Genomic DNA, 21,361 nt, shown 5'->3' with positions numbered 1-21,361 from the left:
CACAGGACCGTGTCGACCATGCCTTCCGCGAAGTCCGGGTCCCCGTGGGGGAGCACGCACAGCGTGCCGTCGACGTCGAAGTTCCGGCAGCGTCGCCACGCCGATCCCGACCGCCTGGGCCCGCTCAGAACGCCGACGGCAGGGGCGGCTCGCACCGGCCGAGCCAGACACCGGTGACGGCGCTGACGTACCGTGCACCGCAGCGGTCCGTCGGGACGACGAGTTGCGTGCCGTGATCGTCCAGTGGGCGCCCGTCCAACGCGGTGGCCAGGAGAACGGGCGCGTTGCCGAAGTCCGGGTCGATCTCGGCCCAGGACAGCATCGTGCCGTGCCCGTCGCCGCCGTGCACGGCAAGGACGTAGCGGGACCGCTCCTTGCGCTGTCGGCTCTCGAAAGCCGGGCCTGCCGAGGTGACCACGTCTCGAAGCAAGGGCCCCTCGAACACGTGCCGTTGCGGACCGTTGGTCGCGCAGTCGAAGGTCACCTCAGCCCGGTGCTGCTCCCAGTTCGCGGCCAAATCGACCACCGTGAGTACGGCGGGACGGGACAGATTGCCGTGCAGGTGGAAACACTTGGTTCCGGTCGGCACCTTCACTCGGGTCATCAGCTGTCCCCTCCCGGTACGCCGGCGCGATACGGCTTCGCCAAGGATGCCCCAGGTCGACGAGAAGAAGAACGCAAATGCCAATACAAATGACGAATCAATTGGCTGATACGTACTTAGAAGCCACTTCACCTTGCATATACGGCCTCAGAAGGGGGTTCACGAGCGGGTAGAGCCAGGTGACGACCGCGGCGGCGACGGTTCCCGTGCCGGTGCTCACCGAGACGCCGGCGACGACGGCCGTGGTGTAGGTGAGGCCGGTGACGGTGGAGGTCTGTGCGTTGTTCCAGTGGATGACGAGGACGTTGCCGGGGTCCACCTGCACGCTGTTGCAGGCGGCGTTCGCGACCGGGTAGGAGTACGGGCTCATGATCACGCCGGTGATCGTGGGATCGGTGGAGGTGCAGGTCGGAACGGAGTCGCTCGCGGACACGGTGACGGTCTGCGGCGTGAGGGTCAGCCCCGGGCTGTAGCCGAGTTGGCTGGTGCCGGTGCACGTGGTCGAGGCGACCGCGTGGGCGGTCGGCGCGGTCACGGCGACGAGACCGGTCACCACGAGCAGCGACACGACGGCGGCCGCGGTCCGGCGCCGCCAACGGGCCCATGCCGGGCGCACGGGGGTTGTCGAGGACATCGCGGAGGTTCCTCTCCTGTGGCTCCTGTCCTGTGGCTCCTGCGGTTCCCGCGCTCCCGCGATCCGGCGGCAGGAGCCGGCAGCCCCGACCGACCAGCGCCCTCTCGTCCTCCGTGTCCCGGGCACGGCGGCCGGCGGTCTGTATCGCTCTCGTTCGGGCGATTCGAACGCTCGGTCCGTCACGACACTCGATGGCCCGTCGTGGAGGCGAGGCGTGGTCACCGAATGTCCCGCGGTGTCGGGATGAGCTCGGCGATCTTGGCCTCGGCCGGGGTGTGCGCGGCTCGGCCGCCGGTGGACCGGGGTGAACGAGACCGGCCAGTGGTCGCCGCCCTGTTCGGTGTGGACGGTGGCCGTCCAGTCCTCGGTGTTCACGTTGCCGATCGTGTAGTCGAGTTCGTTGCCGCCGCGCTGGGTGGCCCGGCCGCTGTGGTAGCCGCGGGCGTCCGGCGGCAGGGTGGTCCGGAGCACGTCGGAGGGGTCGCGGTTGACGTCGCCGCGGCGACGGCCCATCCCGGCCGGGACGGCGTGGACGCGGACCGTGGGGGGTGACGCGCTCGATGATGTGCGCGGGGGCTTCTCCTGGTACACGAAGTGCCCATCCGCACCCGAGGCGTAGGGGTGCGGCCCCGCGGTGACCACGTCGCGCGGACCGGAGGCGGCAGCGACAGCGCGGTCTCGTCCGCGAAGACGATCACCGCACCGGTCCGCCTCGCGATGGTTTCACCCGGGGCCACACCGTACTCCGAACCGCTCGTCCGACACGCGCCGGTGAGCACCCGGCGGGCCGGCGGAGCGCAATGCGTCCGCCCCGCCGTCCACCCACGCGCGATGCCACACCGACACCGACGCGCCACCTCGGCCTGTTGCGAGTCCGACCCGCGTTGGCTTCCACCAACCTCGTACAGCGCGACCGACGTGCCCTGATCAATGCTCTGGTGCGGTGTGATGCGCGTGGTGATGAATCGCCGCCGGCAGCACGACCGTTCGGATCGCGGTTGTGGTCACGGCCCGATGCCGGTGGCGGCGTCCAGCGCGTAGAGCGTCCCATCGTGGGTGCCGACGTAGAGCATCCCGTTCGCCGTGGCGAATGACGAGGATGCGCTACCGGTCGGGTACGTCCACCGTTTGGCGCCCGTCGCGGCGTCCAGCGCGTACACCGTGCCGTCGATGGTGCCGACGTACACCTTCGCGTCGGTCACCACGGGCGATGTAGCCGTGCTGCCGGTCGGGTAGGTCCACTTTCTGGTGCCTTCGGTGGCGTCGACAACGTGCACCGTGCCGTCCGTAGTACCGACGTACACCGCCGCGTCCGCCACCGTCGGCGACGAAGTGACCGTGCTGCCAGTCGCGTAGGCCCACCTCTTCGAGCCGGTGGCGGCGTCCAAGGCGTACACCGTGCCGCCGTTGACGCCCACGTACGCCACCGCGTCGGCCACGGCGGGGGACGAGGCCGCGCTTCCCGTCGGGTACATCCACTTCTTCGTACCGCCGGCGGCGTCCAGCGCGTACACCGTGCCGTCGGCGACGCCCACGTACACCACCCCGTCCGCGACCGTCGGCGACGAAGTGACCGTGCTGCTGGTCGGGTGGGTCCACTTCCTGGTGCCGGTGACGGCGTCCAACGCGTACACCGTGCCGTCGGCGGTACCTACGTATGCCACCGCGTCCACGACCGCAGGGGAGGTGACCGAACTTCCCGTCGGGTACGTCCACTTCTTCGTACCGGTGGCGGCGTCCAGCGCGTACACCGTGCCGTCGGCGACACCCACGTACACCACCCCGTCCACGACCGTCGGCGACGAAGTGACCGTGCTGCCGGTCGGGTGGGTCCATTTCCTGGTGCCGGCGGCAGCGTCCAACGCGTACACCGTGCCGTCGGCGGTACCCGCGTACACCACCGCGTCCGTCGCCGTCGGCGACGAGGAGATCGTGCTCCCGGTAGCGAACCGCCAGGGGCGTAACGTCGCCGTGGGTACCAGGGCTGCCGTGGATGGGGATGATCCGGGCGTGACCCCGATCGCCGGCGAGACCGGGCCGGCGCCGGAGGAAGGCTTCGGACTCGCGTCGTCGGGCCACCAGTGGTTCACCGAGGCGAGCACGATCAACACCACGACGACCACGGTGGCGACGCCGGCCAGGGCCGTTACCGGTCGCACGCGTGAGATGCCGTCCCGGTGCTGCGTGATGTAGATGTCCCGCCCGGCCTGGTGCACCTGCCCGTCGTCGCGCGCCCGGCCGCGTATCCGCGCGCCGGAGGGATCGTGCGGCTCGGGGGTCATGACTCGGTGATGTGCTGGTCCCGCCCGGCCTGGTACACCCGGCCGTGACCCTCGGCCTTCGCGCTCATGAAGATCGCCCCGACCCGAGACCGCTCGCCGGCCGGCAGCACCGGGAGCAGCTCGTCCTGCACCAGCCGCCGCAGCTCGTCGTGGAACGCCGGGTTCTCCCGCACCAGTTCCTGCAGTCGCAGCCGCCAGTTCCCGATCAGGGCCTGCTCGGTGTCCTCGTCACCGCCGCGCCGCGCCTCCAGCACCTGGTCGCGCACCCGCGCGAGATCGGTGCCCACGGCATCGGCCTGATCCGGGCGCACCCGACGCCACGCCCCAGTCACCGCCGACCTCGCCCGCCCCCACGCCTCCGTTGCCATCGCACTCACCACGGCGCTGCCGGCCGCGACCACGATCGGATCCATGCCTCCCCCAGGCCTTCGTCCCCGCGCCCCGCCGGACGGGCCGCGCCCTTCATGACGCTCCCAGAAAACCACACAGACTGTCCGAACAACCGCAGAACGACTCTACGAGACTCGGGTCGGCTCGCACCGCAACCCGGCGGAAGGCGGTCGAGCGCCGTCGAATAGCGGTACCGAGGCCGACCTCGGGGCTCGCACCATCGACGAACCCGTCACCGTCGCCCGCCCCGACCCGCGGGGCGGGGCGGACGGAACAACCGTGGGGTGCACGTCACGTGGTGCTTCCGAGGTGGTTTCGCGCCCATGCCTCGAAGCCGGTGAGCGGCAGACCGAGATCCCGTGCGAACTCGGGGCGGGCCGGTTGAGGGTGTTCGTTGATGTGGGCCTGCGCGAAGCCCATGTCGGGCATCCCGGCGGCCGTCGCCTCCGCTTCGGTCATGTCGGGCGCGGTCAGCTCGGTACCCAGGGCGCGGGAGAGGATCGCGGCGATGTCCGTCATCGCCAGGAAGTCGCCCGCCAGTTCGAGCTCGACTCGGTCGAATCGCTCCGGCGCGGCGATGGCCGCGGCGGCTGCCGTGCCGATGTCGTCGACGGCGATCAGGGACAGCCGGGTCGCGGGCTTCAGCAGGCTCACCAGACCGCCCCGGAGGCCGCGGGGGAACATGATGTGCGCGGAGGGGCGGAAGTTCTCCATGAAGAAGCCCGGTTTGATCAGCGTCCAGTGCGTGAAGCCCGCCTCACGGACCCGGTCCTGGATCCCGGCCTTGGCGGTGTAGTAGGGCTCCAGCCAGGCCCACCGGTCCTTGACCCAGCTCACGTGCTGCCCCGCGCCGGAGACAGAGGTGTGCACGAACTGCGAGACACCCGCGGCCCGCGCGCCCGCGATGAGATTGACGGCTTGCGCGACCTCGCCGTCGAACCCTCGGCCGTCCATGTCGGGCATCTGGACGGAGAAGACGGCGCGCGCTCCCACGGCGGCCCGGCTCACGGAGTCGCGGTCGTCCAGGTCGCCGGTGACCGGATCGGCGCCGAGTTGCGCGACGGCTTTCGCCGCCGCGGTCGCGGGGTCACGGACCAGCGCCCGGACGGGGATACCCGCCGCGAGCAGCGCCCGAGCGGTGGCACCCCCCTGCCGACCGGTGGCGCCGATGACCAGAACGGGGGCGGACTCTGTGGTCATTGCTGCTCCTCGGACGACCCGGAGGTGGACGGCACAGTAAACGGCGGGCCCCGCCGTTTACCTCCGAGTACGATACGGAGGACCCCGCCACTTAGCAAGGTCGGAGACGACGCCATGACGGTCCAGCGCGCGGATGCGCGGCGCAACCACGCACTGATCCTCGCCGTTGCGGAGAAGGAGGTCGCCGCGCACGGCGCCAACGCCTCCCTGGAGCAGATCGCCCGCACCGCCGGGGTCGGATCCGCCACCGTGCGCCGGCACTTCCCCAGCCGGCGGGCTCTGCTGTCGGCCGTGTTCGGCAAACGGATCGACGACCTGCGCGCCCGTGCCGTGGATCTCGCCGAGGCGGACGATCCCAGGGCGGCACTGCTGGACTGGCTGAGCGCGCTCACCGCGTACGCAACCTCCGCGCGCGGCATGGCCGATGCGCTGCTCCAGGACGGAGGGGACGACGCGGACCACGCCGACGCGTGCTCGCTGCGGCTCGGCGGAGCGGTCGACCCCCTGCTGCGGCGTGCCGTACGGGCCGGCGCGGTGGCACCCGAGGTGACCACCGCCGACCTGATCACACTCGTCACGGGACTCGCACTCGCCACGGAGCATCATCCGAACCCCGCCGCCGAGGCGAACCGGCTGCTCACCCTGACGGTACGAGGGATCAGTCCGCAGTCGTGAACGGGCCGGGCCGGGCGTGGATTCCCTGCCGCACGAAGCCAAGCCGGTCCGACCAGGCGCCGAACGCTCCCCGACAGCCGGGCAAGACGTGGGCCCGGCGAGGTTCAGTGATCGGGGCTGCCTGGAAACCCCGGACCGCGAGTGCGGCACAGCGCCGGGACACGGGTCGGTGAGCGACGTGGCGCCGCCACAACCGGCCCGCCGACTTGCCGGGGTGTCCGGGGCCGGCGGCGGGCGTTCGGGGGTCAGCCGTCGGTGTTGTCGTGTGCCGGGTTCGGGGGCCGGTTCGGCTTCGTCGGCAGGACGACTCGGAACAGCGCTCCTCCGCCCGGTGCTTCGTCGACGACCACGCTCCCGTGGTGGGCGGCCACGAGTTGACGCACGATGGCGAGACCCAGTCCCACGCCGCCGGAGTCGCGGTCGCGGCTCGGATCGAGGCGGACGAACCGCTCGAAGATGTGGTCGCGTTCGGCGAGGGGGACCCCGGGGCCGTCGTCGGCCACCCCGAGCACGGCCGTGTGTCCGTCGGCCGACGGCGCGACCGTCAGGCGTACGGCGGACGACGCGTGGGTCGCGGCGTTGTCGGCGAGGTTGCGCAGGATCCGGGCGAGTTGCCCGGCGTCGCCGTGCACCCGGGTCGGGTTCGGGTCGGCGGTGATCCGCAGTCCGGGGTGGCGGGCGGCCAGGCGGCGGCGTTCGGCGTCGACGAGGTCGTCCAGGTCGACGTCGGTGTGGCGCACGTGCAGGCCGTGTTCGTCGGCGCGGGCCAGCCACAGCAGCCCGTCGACGAGATGGTCGAGGCGGCCGACCTCGGCGGTGAGCAGGTCGACCAGGTCGGCGTCACGGGCGGCGAGCGACCGCGCCGCGAGGACGTCGAGGCCGCCGCGGAGCGTGGTGACGGGGCTGCGCAGTTCGTGGCCGGCGTCGGCGACGAAGCGGCGCCGGGCGTCGACCTGGGTCTGCAGGCGGTCGAGCATCGCGTTCATGGTCTCGGCGAGGCGGGCGACCTCGTCGCGGGCCTCGGGGACCGGCACACGTTCGCCGAGCCGGTCGGCGGTGACCACGGACACCTTGCGGCGCATGGCCTCCACAGGTGCGAGGGATCGTCCGACGAACAGGTACGTGGCCGCCGCCACCACCGCGATCAGGAAGGGGCAGCCGAGCAGCAGGAGCGCGCCGGCGTCCTCGACGCTGTCGTCGACGGCCCCGCGGGACTCGCCGACCAGGACGGTGTAGGTGCCGTCGGCGCGTGCCACGCCCAGCGCGGCGACGCGGTAGGTGTCGCTCTGGCCGGGAACGAGGCGGCGGTCCTCACGCTCCGTCCGACCCGGTTGCGGGCGCAGCGGTGTCAGCGGTGGCAGGCCGCGCACCGAGGGCGAGGACGCGACCACCGCGCCGTCCGGGCCGAGGATCTGGACGGGTGTCAGGTCTCCGCGCTCCGGTGGGATCGCCCCGGACGCCTGGCGTGTCGGGTCGGTACGGGTCAACTCGGCGGCGACCGCGTCGGCGCGGCGACGGGCGTCGCCGTCGAGGGAGTCGAGCAGGGAGCGGTGGTAGAGGAACAGGAACGCGGCCGCGGCGACGGCGACCACGACCGCGACGACCGCCGCGGCCGCCAGCGCGGACCGCGCGCGCACCCCGGCGTGCCGTCGGTACCACGCGCCGAGCCGGGCCCACATGTCGGTCACTGTAGTGAGCCGTCGCCCGGTCTCGGGTGCCTCGCGCTTCCTCGGTCCGCGTGTCGCCGGCTCGGGGAGGCGACGCCACGTGCGCCCGGGCGGCCGGACGCCGGGGGCCGGGTCCTTCATCGGGTCGCCACGCACGCCCGCCATCGTGAGTGCCGGAGCCGGTCGACGTACGGCGCGGCACGACCGGCCGCCCGACTCAGGGGCCAGGCCACCAGGACTCCGATCAGCAGGCCGGCGGCCACGTCGTGCGGGTAGTGCACGCCCACCCACACGCGTGAGGCCGCCATCGCGAGCGCGGCAACGGCGGCGAGCGCACCGATCCGCCGGTCCACCAGCCACAGCGCCGTGGCGGCGGCGGCAGCCACGACGGCGTGGTTGCTCGGGAACGACCAGTCGTGCGGGCCCGGGCACGCCTCGAGGGTGAAGGTTCCGGTCATCGTCCGGCACGGGCGGCGTTCCGCGAACATCGATTTGAGCCCGGTGTCCAGCAGATACGCCAGGGCCACGATCGCGGGCGCGGCCAGCGCGCGGGCCATCACCGCGGCGTCGCGGCCGCGGGCCGTCCACCACACGATCGGCATCAGCATCGCGAACAGCGCCAGACCGTACGTCGACCAGTCGGTCACCACCCGATCGAGGAACACGGGCGACTCGCGGGCGAGGTCGGTCACGTGCCGGTACAGCGGTCCGTCGACGGACGCGCCCGAGAGCGCGAGGGCGCTCATGCCCCGGCCTCCGTTGCCACGGCGATGCCCGGTGCGCCGAGCGATGCCGGCAACGAGCGCGCGTCGGGGACCTTCACGGCCGGGTCGGCGGCGGCGAACGACACGACACGCACCTCCTCTCCCGTCCAGTGGTCTCGCGTCCGTACCGCGCCCGCCGAGTTCCCCGCGGTCCGGCGCCGGTCCGGACGCCCCGGAGCACATCGCTCCGCCTTGTCCACCCCGAGCGTGCCGGGAGGGTCCTGAGAATCCGCTGAGGACGGCGACCGAGTCGTACGCGGTGGCGCGTCCCGCGCGGAGGAGCGGCCACTCGCGTTGCCGTGTCTCAGCGTCTTCTTGGGTTCGGGATGGTGTGCTGGCGGCACGGTCGGCGGTTTCGGCGGCCGGTGCGCGGCGGTGGAGGTGTCGGGTGCGGGTGCTGCTGGTGGAGGACGAGGTGCGGTTGGCGGAGACCGTGCGACAGGGGCTGGTGGACGCGGGCTTCAACGTCGAGGTGGTCCATACCGGCCCGGACGGCCTGTGGGCCGCGACCGAGAACACCTACGACGTGATCGTGCTCGACATCATGCTGCCGGGCCTGAGCGGCTACCGGGTGTGCGAGCGGCTGCGCGAGGCGGGCGTGTGGACTCCGGTGTTGATGCTGACCGCGAAGGACGGCGAATACGACCAGGCGGACGCGTTCGACCTGGGGGCGGACGACTACCTCACCAAGCCGTTCAGCTTCGTGGTCCTCGTGGCGCGCCTGCGCGCGCTGGTGCGCCGGGGAGCGCCGGTACGGCCCGCGGTACTGGAGGTGGGCGCTCTCACCCTGGACCCCGCGCGCCGCCGGGTCGCCGTCGACGGTGTGGAAGTACAGCTCACCCCGAGGGAGTTCGCGCTGCTGGAGTTCCTGATGCGCCGTGCGGGCGACGCGGTGTCGAAGACCGAGATCCTGGCGAACGTGTGGGACGCGCACTACGAGGGGCCCGCGAACGTGGTCGAGGTGTACGTCGGCTACCTCAGGCGCAAGATCGGCCGCGAGGGTCGCGACACGGACACGAGTACGGCCGGGCCGTCGGGCACGGCCGTACGTGTGCCCGTGATCGAGACCGTGCGCGGCGTCGGATACCGGCTGGTGGTTTCCGACTGAGTCACCGTCAAAGAGTCGACCATCGCCGGCGGCCCGGTCACGGGGGGCGCGTGACCGCTCGGCGTGTGACACGCGACCATGCACCGAACCGCCCGACCGGTCAGGGCTTCCGGACCACCCCCGTGTCGTGGGTCAGGAGGGTCGCGGCGTCGCCACGAGCGATGAGGCGGCCGTCGGTGAGGACGTGCACGGTCTGCGTGTAGTCGGCGGCCAGGTGGTGGTCGTGGGTGACCACGGCGACGGCTGTGCCGCGTTCGGCGCACACGGCGCTCAGGAGGTCCATGATCGCGGTGGCGGTGTCGGGGTCGAGGGCGCTGGTGATTTCGTCGCACAGCAGGTAGTCGGGGTCCACGGCCAAGGCCCGCGCGATGGCGACGCGCTGGCGTTGGCCTCCGGACAGCTCGACGGGGTAGCGATCGGCGAAGGCGGCGGGCAGACCGACCAGTTCGAGCAGTTCGACGACACGTTCGGCGCGCGGGCCGCGGGTGAGTCGGGTGTGCAGTGTCAGTGGGCGGGTGAGGGCCGCCCCGACGGTACGGCTCGGGTTGAGGGTGGCGAGCGGGTTCTGCGGGATGAGTTGGATGCGGCGCTGCCGGTCGCGTCCGCGGCGGCGGATCGCCGGGCTCAGGGGCGCGCCGTCCAGCGTGAGGGTGCCGGAGGCGGGCAGGGCGAGTCCGGCGAGCACGCGCAGCAGCGTGGTCTTCCCGGAACCGGACGGGCCGACGATCGACACCGCGCCGCCTGCCGGCAGCGTGAGGTCCAGGCCGTCCAGCGCCAGGCGGCGACCGCGACCGGTACCGAAGGCGACGGTGACCTGGTGAGCGGCGAGTCCGTGCTGCGCGGGCACCGCCGGGGCGATCGACTCGGTGGGCGGGCGCACGTGAACGGGGTCGATCCGGGGGGTGGTGCGCTCGCCGGGTGTGATCCCCTCCGCCGGTATCCGCGTCCGCACCCGCTTCGGGTCGGGGGGCGGCTGCGCTGCCGTACCGGCCGTACCCAGGGTGCCGGGAGTGGTGAGGGCAATGGTGTCGTCGGCGCACGCCCCGACCAGTTCCGGGTCGTGGCAGGCCATCAGCACGGCAAGTCCGCGGGTGTCGGCGAGGTGGCGCAGGAGTTGGGCGATCTCGTCGCGCAGTGCGGGGTCGAGTCCGGCGGTGGGTTCGTCGAGCAGCAGGAGGCGGGGGTTGCGGGCCAGTGCGCGGGCGAGGGCGACACGGCGCTGCTGGCCGCCGGACAGGGCGCCGGGGCGGCGGTCGGGCAACCCGCCGTCGAGGGGCAGGCGGCATTCGGCGAGGAGGGCTTCGACGGCCGACCGGGTTCGGTCGTGAGCGGTCTCGGCGACGATGCGGCGCACGCTCATGCGGGGGTTGAGCGCGGAGCCGGGGTCCTGGCCGACGTAGGCGAGTTCGGTGCGGCGCAGCCGGTTCAGTGTGGCGCGGTCCAGGCGCAGCACGTCGTGGCCGAGGACACGTGCGGTGCCGTCGGTGGTGGCGCCGGGCGGCAGGTGGCCGAGCAGGGCTTTGAGGAGTGTGGTCTTTCCGGAGCCGGACGCGCCGGTGAGCGCGGTGACGCGGCCCGCGTGCACGGTTGCGTCGGCCGGGTGCAGCAGGTAGGGGCCGCCGGGGAGGCGGATACCGAATCCGGCGATGGTGGCGGCGACCGTATCGGCGGCACGGTCGGCGGTGTCCGAACGCGTGTCGTGGCGTGTGCCGTCGTCGGGTCCGGATCCGGATCCGGGTCCGGTACGGGTGGGGGTTCGCGGGTTCATGTCGAACTCACCGCCTGGGTGCGGGGGCCGGTGCCGAGGTGGCGAGGTTGACGGTGATCGCGAGGAGGGCGACGGCGGCACTGGGGGCCAGGACGGCCCACGGGTTGAGGAGGATGCCGGGGGCGTTCTCGCGGATCATCAGTGCCCAGTCGGCTTCGGGTGGCTGTGGGCCGATCTGGAGGAACGCGGCCGTGGAGATGATGTAGACGGCTTCGACGAAGCGCAGTCCGAACAGGGCCGTCACGGTGCCTCGGAGGTTGGGCAGGAGTTCGCGCACGGTGATGGAGAGGCTGGACTCGCCGCGCATCAGGGCGGCTTCGACGTATCCGGCGGCGGCGAGCGGCGCGGCTGCCGCGGCGACCACGCGCACGGCGAACGGGATGCCCAGGACGATGGCGGCGGTGATCACTGCCCAGCGTCCGCCGTCCGGCCAGGCCAGGGCGACGAGCATGATGCCCAACACGGACGGCAGGAGGATGGCGACGTCGGCGGTGCGTTCGAGGACGCGGCCCGCGCGTGGGCGCAGCACCGCGAGGCAGCCGAGCAGGGCCGCGGTCGCGGTGACGGCGGCGCCGATGAGGAAGGCGCAGCCGATCAACTCGCCTCCGCCGTGCAGGAGTCGGGACCACACGTCGCGGCCGAGCTGGTCGCCGCCGAGGAGGGCGCCGTCGCCGGCTGTGGCGTAGGTGGCGGTCACCGGGGCGTCGATGGTGTGCGGTGCGAGCCGGGGTCCGGCGAGAGCCGCGCCGAGGAACAGGGCGGCCGGCAGGAGGGGCAGCGCGCGGCGCGCGTACCGGCGCCGAGCGGCGGCGGTGTCGGTCGAGGTGGCGGGGGTGCTCATCGGCCGGCTCCCGCGGTTTTGGCGCGGACGAGGTCGGCGGCGAGGAGGACGAGGGTGATCGCGGCGCCCGCGAGGGCGACGGATCCGGCGATCAGGGTGGTGTCGCGACCGGCGACCGCGCCGGCCAGGACGGTACCGATGCCCGGGTAGTTGAAAAGGGTCTCCACCACGACGGCGCCGCCGAGGAGCATGCCGGTCGAGGTGGCGATGCCGGTGGCGATGACGGGGAGCGCGCCGGGCAGCGCGTGGCGCAGCAGGACGCGGGTGGTGGACAGGCCGTCCAGGCGGGCGGCTTCGACATGGGGCGCGCCGGCCTGGTCCGCGAGGGCACCGCGCACGATGCGGGTGTTCCAGCCGGTCTGTGGGACGGCGAGGGCGAGCACCGGCATGATCATCATGGTCCATTCGGCGGGTTTGCCGGACGCGTCGGCGACGGTGACCGCGGGTAGCCAACCCGTCCACAGGGACAGGACCAGGACCAGGCCGGTGGCCAGGACGAAGTCGGGGATGGCGAACGCGGTCGTGGCGGTGTGGCCGATCACGCGGTCGGTGCGCCGGCCGGGGCGCGCGGCCGCCAGGCAGCCGAGCGCCAGGGAAGCGGCGATCGTGAGGGCGAACGCCGCGCCCGCCAGGGCCAGGGTGTTGGGGAACGGATCGCGCAGCAGGTCGGCGACCTTCTCGCCGCGCGCGGACGTGCCCAGGTCGCCGGTGGGCAGTGCGGTCATCCAGTCCGTGAAGCGCTCCCACAACGGCCGGTCCAGGCCGAGGTGTTCACGCCGGGCCGCGATCGCGGCGGCGCTGTCGCCACGTTCCGCGGAGGCTGTGGCCGCGTCGCCGGGGAGGATCTCGACGGCGGCGAACACGACCGCCAACAGCGCGGCCAACACCAGGGCGCGGCGCAGCAGGACGGCGCCCACGCGCAGCGCGACCCGCCCCGCCCGGCGCGCCCGGTCGGCGCCGACGCGAGGTGGGGCGGGCGGGCCCGCGGGGGCCGGGTCGGTGGACCCGGCCGCCGGTGCGCCCGAGGTCAGCGCAGCCACGTGCTCTGGAGTTGCACGCGGCCGTATCCGGCCAGGGTGGGCAGACCTTGGACCTTGGCGGTGGCGACGTCGATGCCGTCGGCCATGCCCCACAGCAGGTAGCCGGAGCGCTCGTGCTGGATCTTCTGCACGTCGACGAGGGCGGCGGCGCGGCCGGCCTCGTCGGCGGCCCCGACCGCTCGACGGTAGGCGTCGTCGAACGCCGGGTCGGCGAACTGGGCCTCGTTCTGGCCGGCGTCGCCGACCATGAGCTTGGAGCCGAGGAAGAGCACCGAGTCGTTGGTGCCCCAATACGTCGTGTAGAGGGTGCCCTTCTGCCAGGTTTCGTCCCAGAACTTTCCGGACTCCTGCTTGACGACGTTGATCCTGATGCCGGCTTCGCGGGCGTGGTTGGCGAACAGCGTGGCGGATTCGGCGAGTCCGGCGATGTCCTCGGTGGTGATCAGGTCGTACGTCCTGCCGAGGTCGAAGTTCGCCTCGGCGAGGAGTTGCCCGGCGCGGGCCAGGTTGCGGGTGCGCTGGGGTATGTCGCGGGCGTAGTGCGGGTCGCCGGTGCCCATGATGTCGTTGGCGACGGTGCCGTAGCCGGACAGGACCTGCTTGACCATGGCGTCGCGGTCGACGACCAGGCGCAGGGCCTCGCGCACGCGCGGATCCGCGAACGGACCGTCCTTGGCGCGCATGACGATCGGCATGGCCATGTCGTTCGGGCGGCGCACGACCCGCAGGTCCTTGCGGGTCTCGGCGATGCGCGCGGCCACCGGGCCGACGTTGGAGGCCAGGTCGATCTGACCGGCGAGGATCGCGTTGGACATCGCCTGCGCGGTCTCGAACATGGTGATCTCGACGGCGTCGAGGAGGACTTCACCGCCGTACCACTTCTCGTTGCGGACCAGGCGGGCGTTGCCGTTGCGGTACCAGTCGAGTTTGAAGGGACCGGTGCCGGGCGCCTTGTCCAGCGCTCCGTCCGGGGTGTCCTTCTTGAGGACGAAGCTGCTCAGCCGGGTCAGCAGCGGCAGTTCGGCGTTGGGGTAGTCGGACACCAGGACCACGGTGGCGTCACCGTCGGCGGTGATGTTGTCCGCCTGGATGCCGGGCAGGCGCGAGGCACCCGACTTGGTGTTGCGCAGGCGGCGCAGGGACCAGACGACGTCGGCCGCGGTGACCGGGCTGCCGTCGTGGAAGAGGGCGCCGGGGGCGATCTTGAAGCGCCAGGTCTTCAGGTCGGGAGCGGATTCCCACGACGCGGCCAAGCGGGGCGCGGTGTTGGGCTTGCCGGCGGGCACCGTCAGCGTGTCGAACACGAGCGACAGGACCAGATAGTCGCTCTCGTTGCTCTGCGTGCCGTGCGGGTCGCGGGTGATCGCCCCGGCGCGGCCCAGCGCGCCGACGCGGAGCGTGCCGCCCTTCTTCGGGGCACCGCCCGTGGTCTGCGGTGCGGGGGCGTCGCCGCCCTGGGACGAGCATCCGACGAGGGTGGCGGCCCCGATCCCTCCGCCGGCTATCAGCAGTTGGCGCCTGTTCACGTACACGGTGCGTCCTCGTTCTCGAACCACAGCCACAATTTGATTAGGTTTGCCTACCCTAATGGGGGCCGATTGCGCAAGATCGCCGACGGTGGCGCATCGTGCTCCCGGTCCTCGCCCGACCCTGTCCGGACAGTGTGGAACCCGGCTGCTACGGTGCCCTGCCCGATCCCGAGGAGCCGCTGCGCACGATGTCCACGACCTTCCTACGCGACGGCCGCGCCCTGGCGGTGCTCGCCGTCCCGCTGATCCTCACCCAGCTCGCCCAGGTCGCGCTGACCACGACCGACACCGTGATGATGGGCCTGCTCGGCACCGAGGAACTCGCCGCGGGCGGACTGGCGATCGTCGTGTTCAACCAGGTGCGCACCATGGGCGTGGGCCTGGTGACCGCCGTCGGCAACCAGGTCGCCGCAGCCGCCGCACGGGCCGAACGCGCCGCCGACGAGGCGGCGACGACCGCGCCGGGAACCGCGGACACCGGGGGCATCGAATCCGGAGCCGCGGGCGCCGCGCGGGAGGAGGTGCGCGGCGTCGTCCGCGCCGCGATGGCCGTGGCCACCGGCGCCGGCCTGGTGGGCGCGGTGCTCCTGCTCGCGGTCGGCCAGGCGCTCCCCCTGCTCGGCCAGGACCACGAGGTCGCCCACCGCGCTCAGCACATGCTCGCCGCCCTCGCCCCCGGCCTGCTGCCGTGCCTGTGGTTCCAGGTCGTGCGCCAGTTCACGGTCGGCATGCGTCGTCCCCAGGCGCTCCTGCACATCACGGTCGCCTCCGTCGCCGTCAACGCGGGACTGAACTGGACCCTCGTCCACGGCACATGGATCCTGCCGGAGGCCGGGCTGGTCGGGATCGGCGCCGCGACGTCGGGGGTCTATCTGCTGACGTTCATCGCGCTGTACGCCGTCGCCCGCCGCGACCGCGAACTCGCCCCGCTGCTGGCCCTGAACCCCACCAAGGCCGACCGCGCCACCGTGCGCCGCCTGGTCGCACTGGGCGTGCCGATCGCCGCGACATACGGCTCCGAGGCCGGGTTCTTCTTCGTCACCGCCCTGATGGCCGGATCGTTCGGGCCGGCCGCCCTCGCCGCCCACACCGCGGTCAACCAACTGGTGTACATCGTTTTCCAGGTCGCCGTCGGGCTCTCCCACGCCGCGTCGATCAACGTCAGCCGCGAACTCGCGCTCGGCGACCACGCCCGAGCCCGCCGCCTGATGCGCACCGCGCTCGGATGCGCGGCCTGCGTCATGGCCGCAGTCGGTGTCGTGTACCTGGCGGTGCCACACCTGGTCCTCGCCCCGTTCCTGGACTCCGGCTCCGAGGACGCCCTGACGATCGCCACCCGACTGCTGATCGTCGCCGCAGCCCTGCAGTTCTTCGACTGCGCCCAGAACATCGGCGTCGGGCTCCTGCGCGGCCTCGACGACACCAGGACGGGCTTCCGCGTCACGCTCGTCGGCTACTGGGCGATCGGCCTGCCCGCGTCGTGCCTGTTCGCGTTCGGGTTCGGTGCCGACACCCTCGGCCTGTGGCTCGGCCTGCTCACCGGGCTGGCCGCCACAGCCGCGCTGCTCCTGCGTGCCTTCACCGCCGCTCTCGACCGCCGGACCGGTGGGGCGGCCGTAGCCGCAGCGTAATCGTCCGGGCGGGGTGTACGCATAGCAGTCGCAAGTCGGCGTCGCCGGCCGCTTTGGTTGACGTGTTGCCGGAACTTCGACGCGGCGAACCGCATCTTTCGGGGATTCCTCGGGACGTTGGGTCGCGACGATTATCTACTCGATCCACAGCGCCACCCACGACAGTCCCTCGAGGCCGACGCGTCGCACGGTGTCGAGGGGGCGCCGGGCATTGCGTCGGGGTGCGTGAACGACCGATGTCGACGATCACGGATGCGTGATCCTTCGTTCGAAAGGTGTTCTCGTGCGTGCCCTTCGTGTCAAGACCCTGCGCTCTGCGGCGATCGTCCTCGCCGCCACCGCCCTGTCGGCGCCCCCGCTGACGGCGGCCTCCGCCGCCCCGGCCGCTCCCGCGAAGGCGGAACGGGCGGCGAAGAAGCCGGATCCCTGGGGGGACATGCTGAAGAAGGAGGGTGTGGAGCGCTGGAACGAGTTCCGCCGAATCAGTCAGGGCCTGCCGCATCCCCGATTCGTCGAGAGCGACCTCTCCGGACTGAACCTGGACGGCGTGAACCTCAACGGGGCGGATCTCTCGAGCGCGAACCTCAGCGGCACCCGTCTCGAACGCGCCGACCTCCGCGATTCGGACATGTTCTTCACCGATCTCACCGGCGCCAACCTTCACGGGGCCGATCTCAGCGACTCCGGCATTTTCTACTCCAAGTTCGTCAACGCCAACCTCTCCGACTCCACCCTCACCCGCGCCAACTTGCCCTACTCGGACTTCACCGGCGCGAATCTCGTCGGGGCTCGTCGCGACTGCTGGTCGAACCCGATCTGTTGGTAGCCGACGCGGTGCGCATCAGCGGCGGCTGAGAAGGGTCCCGCGTCGGACCACCGGTCGCCGCGTACGCACGTACGACCCACCCGGGGGCAGCCGACCCACCCGGGTGGGCGTACGGCGGCAGGGAGGGCACGACCGGCGCCGTGCCGGCGGCGAGCCCGCGCGGATCCCGGCCGGCAACGGCGTGCGGGTGGCGCGCCCGATCGGTGCCCGCCGCCGGCGGCGCGTCCGGTGTCGAGAGCGGTCGGGGCGGGAACGTCCACGCGGCCGGCGCCCCCGCCGACGCGGACCCGCGACGTGGATCACGCGTGCGGGCCGCGCCCGGGTGGGTCGGTGAGCGGCCGTTCCGGGGATGCCTCCTCGCGTCCCGGTTGCGTCGGTGGCGCGTGGCGGCGGCGCAGGTCGCTCGGCGTGGTGCCGTGCCAGCGGTGGACGGCGCGGCGCAGGGCCCGGGCGTCGCTGAAGCGGGCGCGGGCCGCGATCGTCCGCATCGGGAGGTCGCTGTCGCGGATGAGGTCCATGGCGAGTTCCTCGCGTACCACTTCCACTTCGTCGCGCCACGTGGTGCCGAGTTCGCCCAGTCGGCGCTGCAGCGTCCGCGGGCCCAGGTCCATTCGCCGGGCAATCGTGGCCAGGGAGAGATCGGGGTCGCGAAAGGTCGCGCGCAGGGTGGCGCGGAAGGTGCCGTGCCAGTCGAGGACCGGTCTGGCCGACGCGATGATCATGTCCGCGTGGTTGCGCAGGACGTCCTGCAGGCCCGGCTGGGCTTGCGGCATCGGGGCGTGCGCGTCCTCGGCGAGGTAGGTGATCGAGTTGACGGGGGCGTCGAAGTCGATGTTGCGGGTGCCCAGGAGATCGGTCAACGGGCCCACGGTGCTCGGCGGTCGGTGCCGGAAGGTGACCCGCACCGGGACGACGGGACGCCGCAGCCCCTCTGTTGCCCGGCGGCTGATCAACGGCACGACGAACTGCTCGACGGCGGCGACCACATCGGGTCCGGCGGGGCCGGTGGAGTGCGTCACGGTGAACAGCCGGCCGTCGTCGGTCACATGCAGCTTCTCCGCGCCCGGATCCCCGATGACGGTGAGGTGTCCGCAGCCGATGCGCAGCGATTCGGCGAGTGTCTCGCCGGATGTGAACAGGTAGTCCCACACGCCGAAGGTGCCCATCGGCGCCAGTCCGACGGCGTGCGTGCCGGCGTGCGCCCCGGGGTGTCCGGTGACGATCTGCTCCCAGAGCACGAGCGTGGTGGGTGTGGACACGCGAGCGAACTCGTCGGCCAGGACGGTGTCGCCGACGTCGGGGAGCCGCACCAGCCTGGCCGGATCCATTCCGGCTCGGCGCGCGGCGTCGACCATGAAGCGCCCCATGCGGGCGGAGACGGTTCCGTTGAGCACGGTTTCCGAGGCTAGGTCACGATCGGCGCCGCGTCGATGCCGGCCGTCTCGTTGGCATGTGCCGTCCCTTCGCCGGCGGGCCGGGTCCCTCGTCCGGTCCCGGTGGCGTCCATACGGTCGAAGAGTCACGGAACGAGTGCCACGAACCGCGGACGACTCGAACCGAGTCGCCCGGCACGTCACGCGGCGTACTTTCCCGAGCGAAACGGAACCCGTTGTGAACGACCCCAACGACGCCAACGACCCCAACGACCCCATCACGCGCATCGCGAAGGCCCCCGCGGCCTCTCGAAGTCCGCGCGGTGCGTCACCCGACCCGGCGCCACCGTCGGCCCGGCTCGGCGGCCCGATCCGCGCGACCGGCGCGCGGTGAGCGGTCGTGCGAGCGGCCTGGTACGAGCGCAACGGTCCGGCCCGCGACGTGCTGACCGTCGGCGAGTTGCCGACGCCGTCGCCCGCGCCGGGCGAGGTCCGCGTCAGGGTGGCCGTCTCCGCCGTCCATCGGTGCGATACCCGCAAGCGGCGGGGGACGTCGGGTTCGGTCATGCGGTTTCCGCGGATCATCCCCCATGACGACGGCGCGGGAGTGATCGACGCGGTGGGACGGGGTGTCGACGCCCGTCGGCTCGGGCAGCGCGTCTGGGTCTACCTCGCGCAGTCCTACCGGCCGTTCGGCACCGCCGCCGAGTACACCGTCGTTCCCGACCCGCAGGCCGTCGCGCTGCCGGCGGGGGTCCCGTTCGACCAGGTCGCGGGCCTGGGCAGGCCGGGTATCACGGGGCATCGGGCGATCCTCGGCGACGGGACGGTGGTCGGGCAGACCGTCGTGGTCACCGGCGCGCTGGGCTCGGTCGGCCGCAGTTCCCTGGCCGTGGGTCGGCGTGCGGGGGCCACGGTGATCGCGGCGGTGCGGCAGGATGCCCAGGTCGCCCGGGCCCTGGCGGCGGGCGCGCATCACGCCGTCGATCTGGCCTCCGGCCGGGTCGCCCGGCGGATCCTGGAGTTGGCGCCCGGCGGCGTGCACCGCGTCGCCGATTGCGCGTTCGCCGACAACCTCGCGACCTGGCTGGAGACTCTCGCGTACGGCGGGACCATCGCGACCTACGCGAACGGCCGCAGCCGGGCCCCGGTGCCGTTCCGGTCGCTCGCGGTCAAGAACGTCACCGTGCATTTCCTGGGCAACGACGACTTCCCGGACGACGCCAACCACGCTGCCGCGGTGGACCTCACCGCCGCGCTGTGCGCCGGCGACCTGTGCTTCCCGAAGGTCCGGAGCTTCGCTCTCGACGACATCGTCGAGGCTCACGAAGCCGCCGAACAGCCCGCGACCCGCGGCCGCGTGGTCGTCACACCGTAGGCCGTCACCATGCCGGAGCCCCCGCCGGTACGCGCGTTTCAATCCCCCTTTCGTCCGACCCTGCAAGGGAGTTCGCCCATGCGCGTCACCGTGGACATGACGGTGTGCGAGAGCCACGGTCAATGCGTCTTCGCCGCCCCGGACGTGTTCGCCTTCGACGACGAAGACCGTCTCATCTACGAGCCGGCACCTCCCGCCGCCCTGGCCCGGCACGTACGCACGGGCGCCTTGATGTGCCCGGCCCGCGCCGTCACCATCGCCGAGGACGGCGCATGAGGCGCGTCGTGATCGTGGGCGCCTCCCTGGCGGGTCTGCGGACCGCACAGGCGCTGCGTGCCGAGGGGTTTCGCGGCACCCTGACCCTGGTCGGCGACGAACCCCATCTCCCGTACGACCGCCCGCCGTTGTCGAAGCGGCACCTGACCGGAGCGGCGCGGCCCGAGGACGCCGACCTGCCGATCCCGCCCGACCTCGACGCGACCTGGCTGCTCGGCACCCCGGCAAAGGCCCTGGATCCGGTGGGCCGCACGGTCCGGCTGGCCGACGGCCGCGAACTCGACTACGACGGACTGGTCATCGCCACCGGCGCCGCCGCTCGGACCCATCCGGCCGACCACGTCCCCGACGGGGTGCTCACCCTGCGCGGGCGCGACGACGCAGCGGCGCTGCGGACCCGGCTTCGTACGGGCCGTCGCATCGTCGTGGTCGGCGGCGGCTATCTGGGCAGCGAGATCGCGGGGGCCGCCCGCGGACGCGGGCTCGACGTCACCCTGGTGGTCTCGACCGCCCAGCCGTTGGCCCGCCTGGTGGCGGACGAAGTCGGCGCCTACGTGGCGGAGTTGCACCGGGCCGCCGGCATCGCCCTGGTGACCCGTCGCACCGCGCTGGGCTTCACCGGGAACCCCGCCTTGACCGGCGTCGTGCTCTCGGACGGCGACACCGTCGACGCCGACCTCGCCGTCCTCGCCCTGGGTGCCGAGCCCAACACCGGATGGCTGGCCGGATCGGGCGTACCGGTGGCCGGGGGCGTGGCGTGCGATCCGTGCCTGCGGGTGCTGCACGAAAGCGGCGCGCCGCTGCCGAACGTGGTCGCGGCGGGCGACATCGCCAGATGGCCGCACCCGCTCGCCGACGGCGCGCCGATCGCGCTCGGCCACTGGAGCAACGCCGCCGAACAGGCCGCGGCGGCGGCACGCACCCTGCTCCACCACGACGACGCCCGGCCGTTCACCGTCGTGCCCTCCTTCTGGTCCGACCTGCACGGGTCCACGCTGCGCGCCGTCGGGCTGCCCGCGCACTCCGACGAGCGCCGAGTCGTCCGATACGACGTCTTTGGCCGCAGGCTCGAGGTCACATACCACCGCGCGGGGCGCCTGGTCGGCGCGGTGACGGTGGGCGGCCCCGGCCGGATCGGCGCGTACCGCCGCATCCTGACCGACGAACTGCTCCGCGCAGCCTGAACACCGACCCCACCCCCACCGCCCGGTCCACGATCAGCGCGGAGCAGCAACTATCCCTCGGACGCTCGGCCGGCAGATGGCGTGGTCGGTCTTGTCAAGGGGTCATCAAAGGGATTCGAACAGCGAGTTGGTTGAATCTTGACAAAGACTTGCCCACCTCCACATACTACGGAGCGAAGTCTTTCCGTCAC

General features: G+C 72.5%; 19 protein-coding genes. 7 read left to right on the top strand and 12 right to left on the bottom strand.

The features are described 5' to 3' along the window. Positions 1 to 124: 124 nt before the first annotated feature. From EMA17_RS04190 to EMA17_RS04170, 5 genes are all read right to left on the bottom strand, one after another. Positions 125 to 604, bottom strand: coding sequence for a molybdopterin-dependent oxidoreductase (locus tag EMA17_RS04190; protein ID WP_126635465.1), 480 nt, complete (start codon positions 602 to 604; stop codon positions 125 to 127). A gap of 97 nt (positions 605 to 701) precedes the next feature. Further along, a complete protein-coding gene (locus tag EMA17_RS04185; RefSeq protein WP_126635464.1) occupies positions 702 to 1,238 on the bottom strand; it encodes a hypothetical protein in 537 nt (178 codons plus the stop codon). A gap of 1,004 nt (positions 1,239 to 2,242) precedes the next feature. Next, the gene (locus EMA17_RS04180; protein ID WP_126635463.1) at positions 2,243 to 3,520 is read right to left on the bottom strand and encodes an outer membrane protein assembly factor BamB family protein; all 1,278 of its coding nucleotides are present in this window, start codon (positions 3,518 to 3,520) and stop codon (positions 2,243 to 2,245) included. Continuing rightward, on the bottom strand, positions 3,517 to 3,933 hold the full coding sequence (locus EMA17_RS04175) for a hypothetical protein (RefSeq protein ID WP_126635462.1): 417 nt from the start codon (positions 3,931 to 3,933) through the stop codon (positions 3,517 to 3,519). Before EMA17_RS04175 ends, EMA17_RS04180 begins: the two co-directional genes overlap by 4 nt. A 268-nt stretch (positions 3,934 to 4,201) precedes the next feature. After that, entirely contained in the window at positions 4,202 to 5,110 is a 909-nt protein-coding gene (locus tag EMA17_RS04170) for an NmrA family NAD(P)-binding protein (RefSeq protein WP_126635461.1), read from the bottom strand. A gap of 114 nt (positions 5,111 to 5,224) precedes the next feature. On the opposite strand from EMA17_RS04170, the gene EMA17_RS04165 reads away from it, so the two are divergent. Beyond that, positions 5,225 to 5,785, top strand: coding sequence for a TetR/AcrR family transcriptional regulator (locus tag EMA17_RS04165; protein ID WP_126635460.1), 561 nt, complete (start codon positions 5,225 to 5,227; stop codon positions 5,783 to 5,785). Between the two features lie 245 nt (positions 5,786 to 6,030). Here EMA17_RS04165 and EMA17_RS04160 read toward each other — a convergent pair whose 3' ends face one another. Next, positions 6,031 to 7,464 carry a sensor histidine kinase gene (locus tag EMA17_RS04160; protein ID WP_126635459.1) on the bottom strand — a complete coding sequence of 478 codons (1,434 nt, stop codon included), beginning with the start codon at positions 7,462 to 7,464 and terminating at the stop codon, positions 6,031 to 6,033. Positions 7,465 to 7,589: 125 nt separating this feature from the next. Beyond that, positions 7,590 to 8,198, bottom strand: a complete 609-nt coding sequence (locus EMA17_RS04155; protein WP_126635458.1) for a phosphatase PAP2 family protein — start codon at positions 8,196 to 8,198, stop codon at positions 7,590 to 7,592. 406 nt (positions 8,199 to 8,604) lie between these two features. Between EMA17_RS04155 and EMA17_RS04150 the strand changes: the two genes are divergently transcribed. Next, positions 8,605 to 9,324, top strand: a complete 720-nt coding sequence (locus EMA17_RS04150; RefSeq protein ID WP_126635457.1) for a response regulator transcription factor — start codon at positions 8,605 to 8,607, stop codon at positions 9,322 to 9,324. A gap of 100 nt (positions 9,325 to 9,424) precedes the next feature. Here the strand turns inward: EMA17_RS04150 and EMA17_RS04145 are convergent, their stop codons facing one another. Genes EMA17_RS04145 through EMA17_RS04130 form a run of 4 tightly spaced genes read right to left on the bottom strand, consistent with a single transcriptional unit; the run spans position 9,425 to position 14,505 of the window. Then, positions 9,425 to 11,092, bottom strand: a complete 1,668-nt coding sequence (locus tag EMA17_RS04145; RefSeq protein WP_174861297.1) for an ABC transporter ATP-binding protein — start codon at positions 11,090 to 11,092, stop codon at positions 9,425 to 9,427. Between the two features lie 7 nt (positions 11,093 to 11,099). After that, complete coding sequence (locus EMA17_RS04140) at positions 11,100 to 11,933, bottom strand: ABC transporter permease (RefSeq protein WP_126635456.1); 834 nt, start codon at positions 11,931 to 11,933, stop codon at positions 11,100 to 11,102. Then, positions 11,930 to 12,973 carry an ABC transporter permease gene (locus tag EMA17_RS04135; protein ID WP_126635455.1) on the bottom strand — a complete coding sequence of 348 codons (1,044 nt, stop codon included), beginning with the start codon at positions 12,971 to 12,973 and terminating at the stop codon, positions 11,930 to 11,932. Before EMA17_RS04135 ends, EMA17_RS04140 begins: the two co-directional genes overlap by 4 nt. Beyond that, entirely contained in the window at positions 12,961 to 14,505 is a 1,545-nt protein-coding gene (locus EMA17_RS04130; protein WP_126635454.1) for an ABC transporter substrate-binding protein, read from the bottom strand. Before EMA17_RS04130 ends, EMA17_RS04135 begins: the two co-directional genes overlap by 13 nt. Before the next feature lie 185 nt (positions 14,506 to 14,690). Here EMA17_RS04130 and EMA17_RS04125 point away from each other — a divergent pair, with 185 nt between their 5' ends. Both EMA17_RS04125 and EMA17_RS04120 read left to right on the top strand, forming a co-directional pair. Further along, entirely contained in the window at positions 14,691 to 16,133 is a 1,443-nt protein-coding gene (locus tag EMA17_RS04125) for an MATE family efflux transporter (RefSeq protein WP_126635573.1), read from the top strand. 283 nt (positions 16,134 to 16,416) lie between these two features. Further along, positions 16,417 to 16,959 (top strand): pentapeptide repeat-containing protein, encoded by a 543-nt coding sequence (locus EMA17_RS04120; RefSeq protein WP_126635453.1) that lies wholly within the window; start codon positions 16,417 to 16,419, stop codon positions 16,957 to 16,959. A 299-nt stretch (positions 16,960 to 17,258) separates the two neighbouring features. Here the strand turns inward: EMA17_RS04120 and EMA17_RS04115 are convergent, their stop codons facing one another. Continuing rightward, on the bottom strand, positions 17,259 to 18,353 hold the full coding sequence (locus EMA17_RS04115; protein ID WP_160161309.1) for an AraC family transcriptional regulator ligand-binding domain-containing protein: 1,095 nt from the start codon (positions 18,351 to 18,353) through the stop codon (positions 17,259 to 17,261). Between the two features lie 379 nt (positions 18,354 to 18,732). On the opposite strand from EMA17_RS04115, the gene EMA17_RS04110 reads away from it, so the two are divergent. The 3 genes from EMA17_RS04110 (at position 18,733) to EMA17_RS04100 (ending at position 21,170) form a co-directional block, all read left to right on the top strand. Further along, positions 18,733 to 19,710: a zinc-binding dehydrogenase gene (locus EMA17_RS04110; protein WP_126635451.1), complete on the top strand. Its 978-nt coding sequence runs from the start codon at positions 18,733 to 18,735 to the stop codon at positions 19,708 to 19,710. A gap of 78 nt (positions 19,711 to 19,788) precedes the next feature. Beyond that, entirely contained in the window at positions 19,789 to 19,986 is a 198-nt protein-coding gene (locus tag EMA17_RS04105; protein ID WP_126635450.1) for a ferredoxin, read from the top strand. Then, positions 19,983 to 21,170, top strand: a complete 1,188-nt coding sequence (locus EMA17_RS04100; protein WP_126635449.1) for an NAD(P)/FAD-dependent oxidoreductase — start codon at positions 19,983 to 19,985, stop codon at positions 21,168 to 21,170. The genes EMA17_RS04105 and EMA17_RS04100 overlap by 4 nt, the downstream gene beginning before the upstream one ends. The last annotated feature ends 191 nt before the right edge of the window (positions 21,171 to 21,361 follow it).

It is taken from the genome of Embleya hyalina (assembly GCF_003967355.1).
Taxonomy (GTDB): Bacteria; Actinomycetota; Actinomycetes; order Streptomycetales; family Streptomycetaceae; genus Embleya; species Embleya hyalina.
Note: the sequence above shows the minus strand (reverse complement) of the source record. Positions and strands in the feature narration are given on the sequence as shown.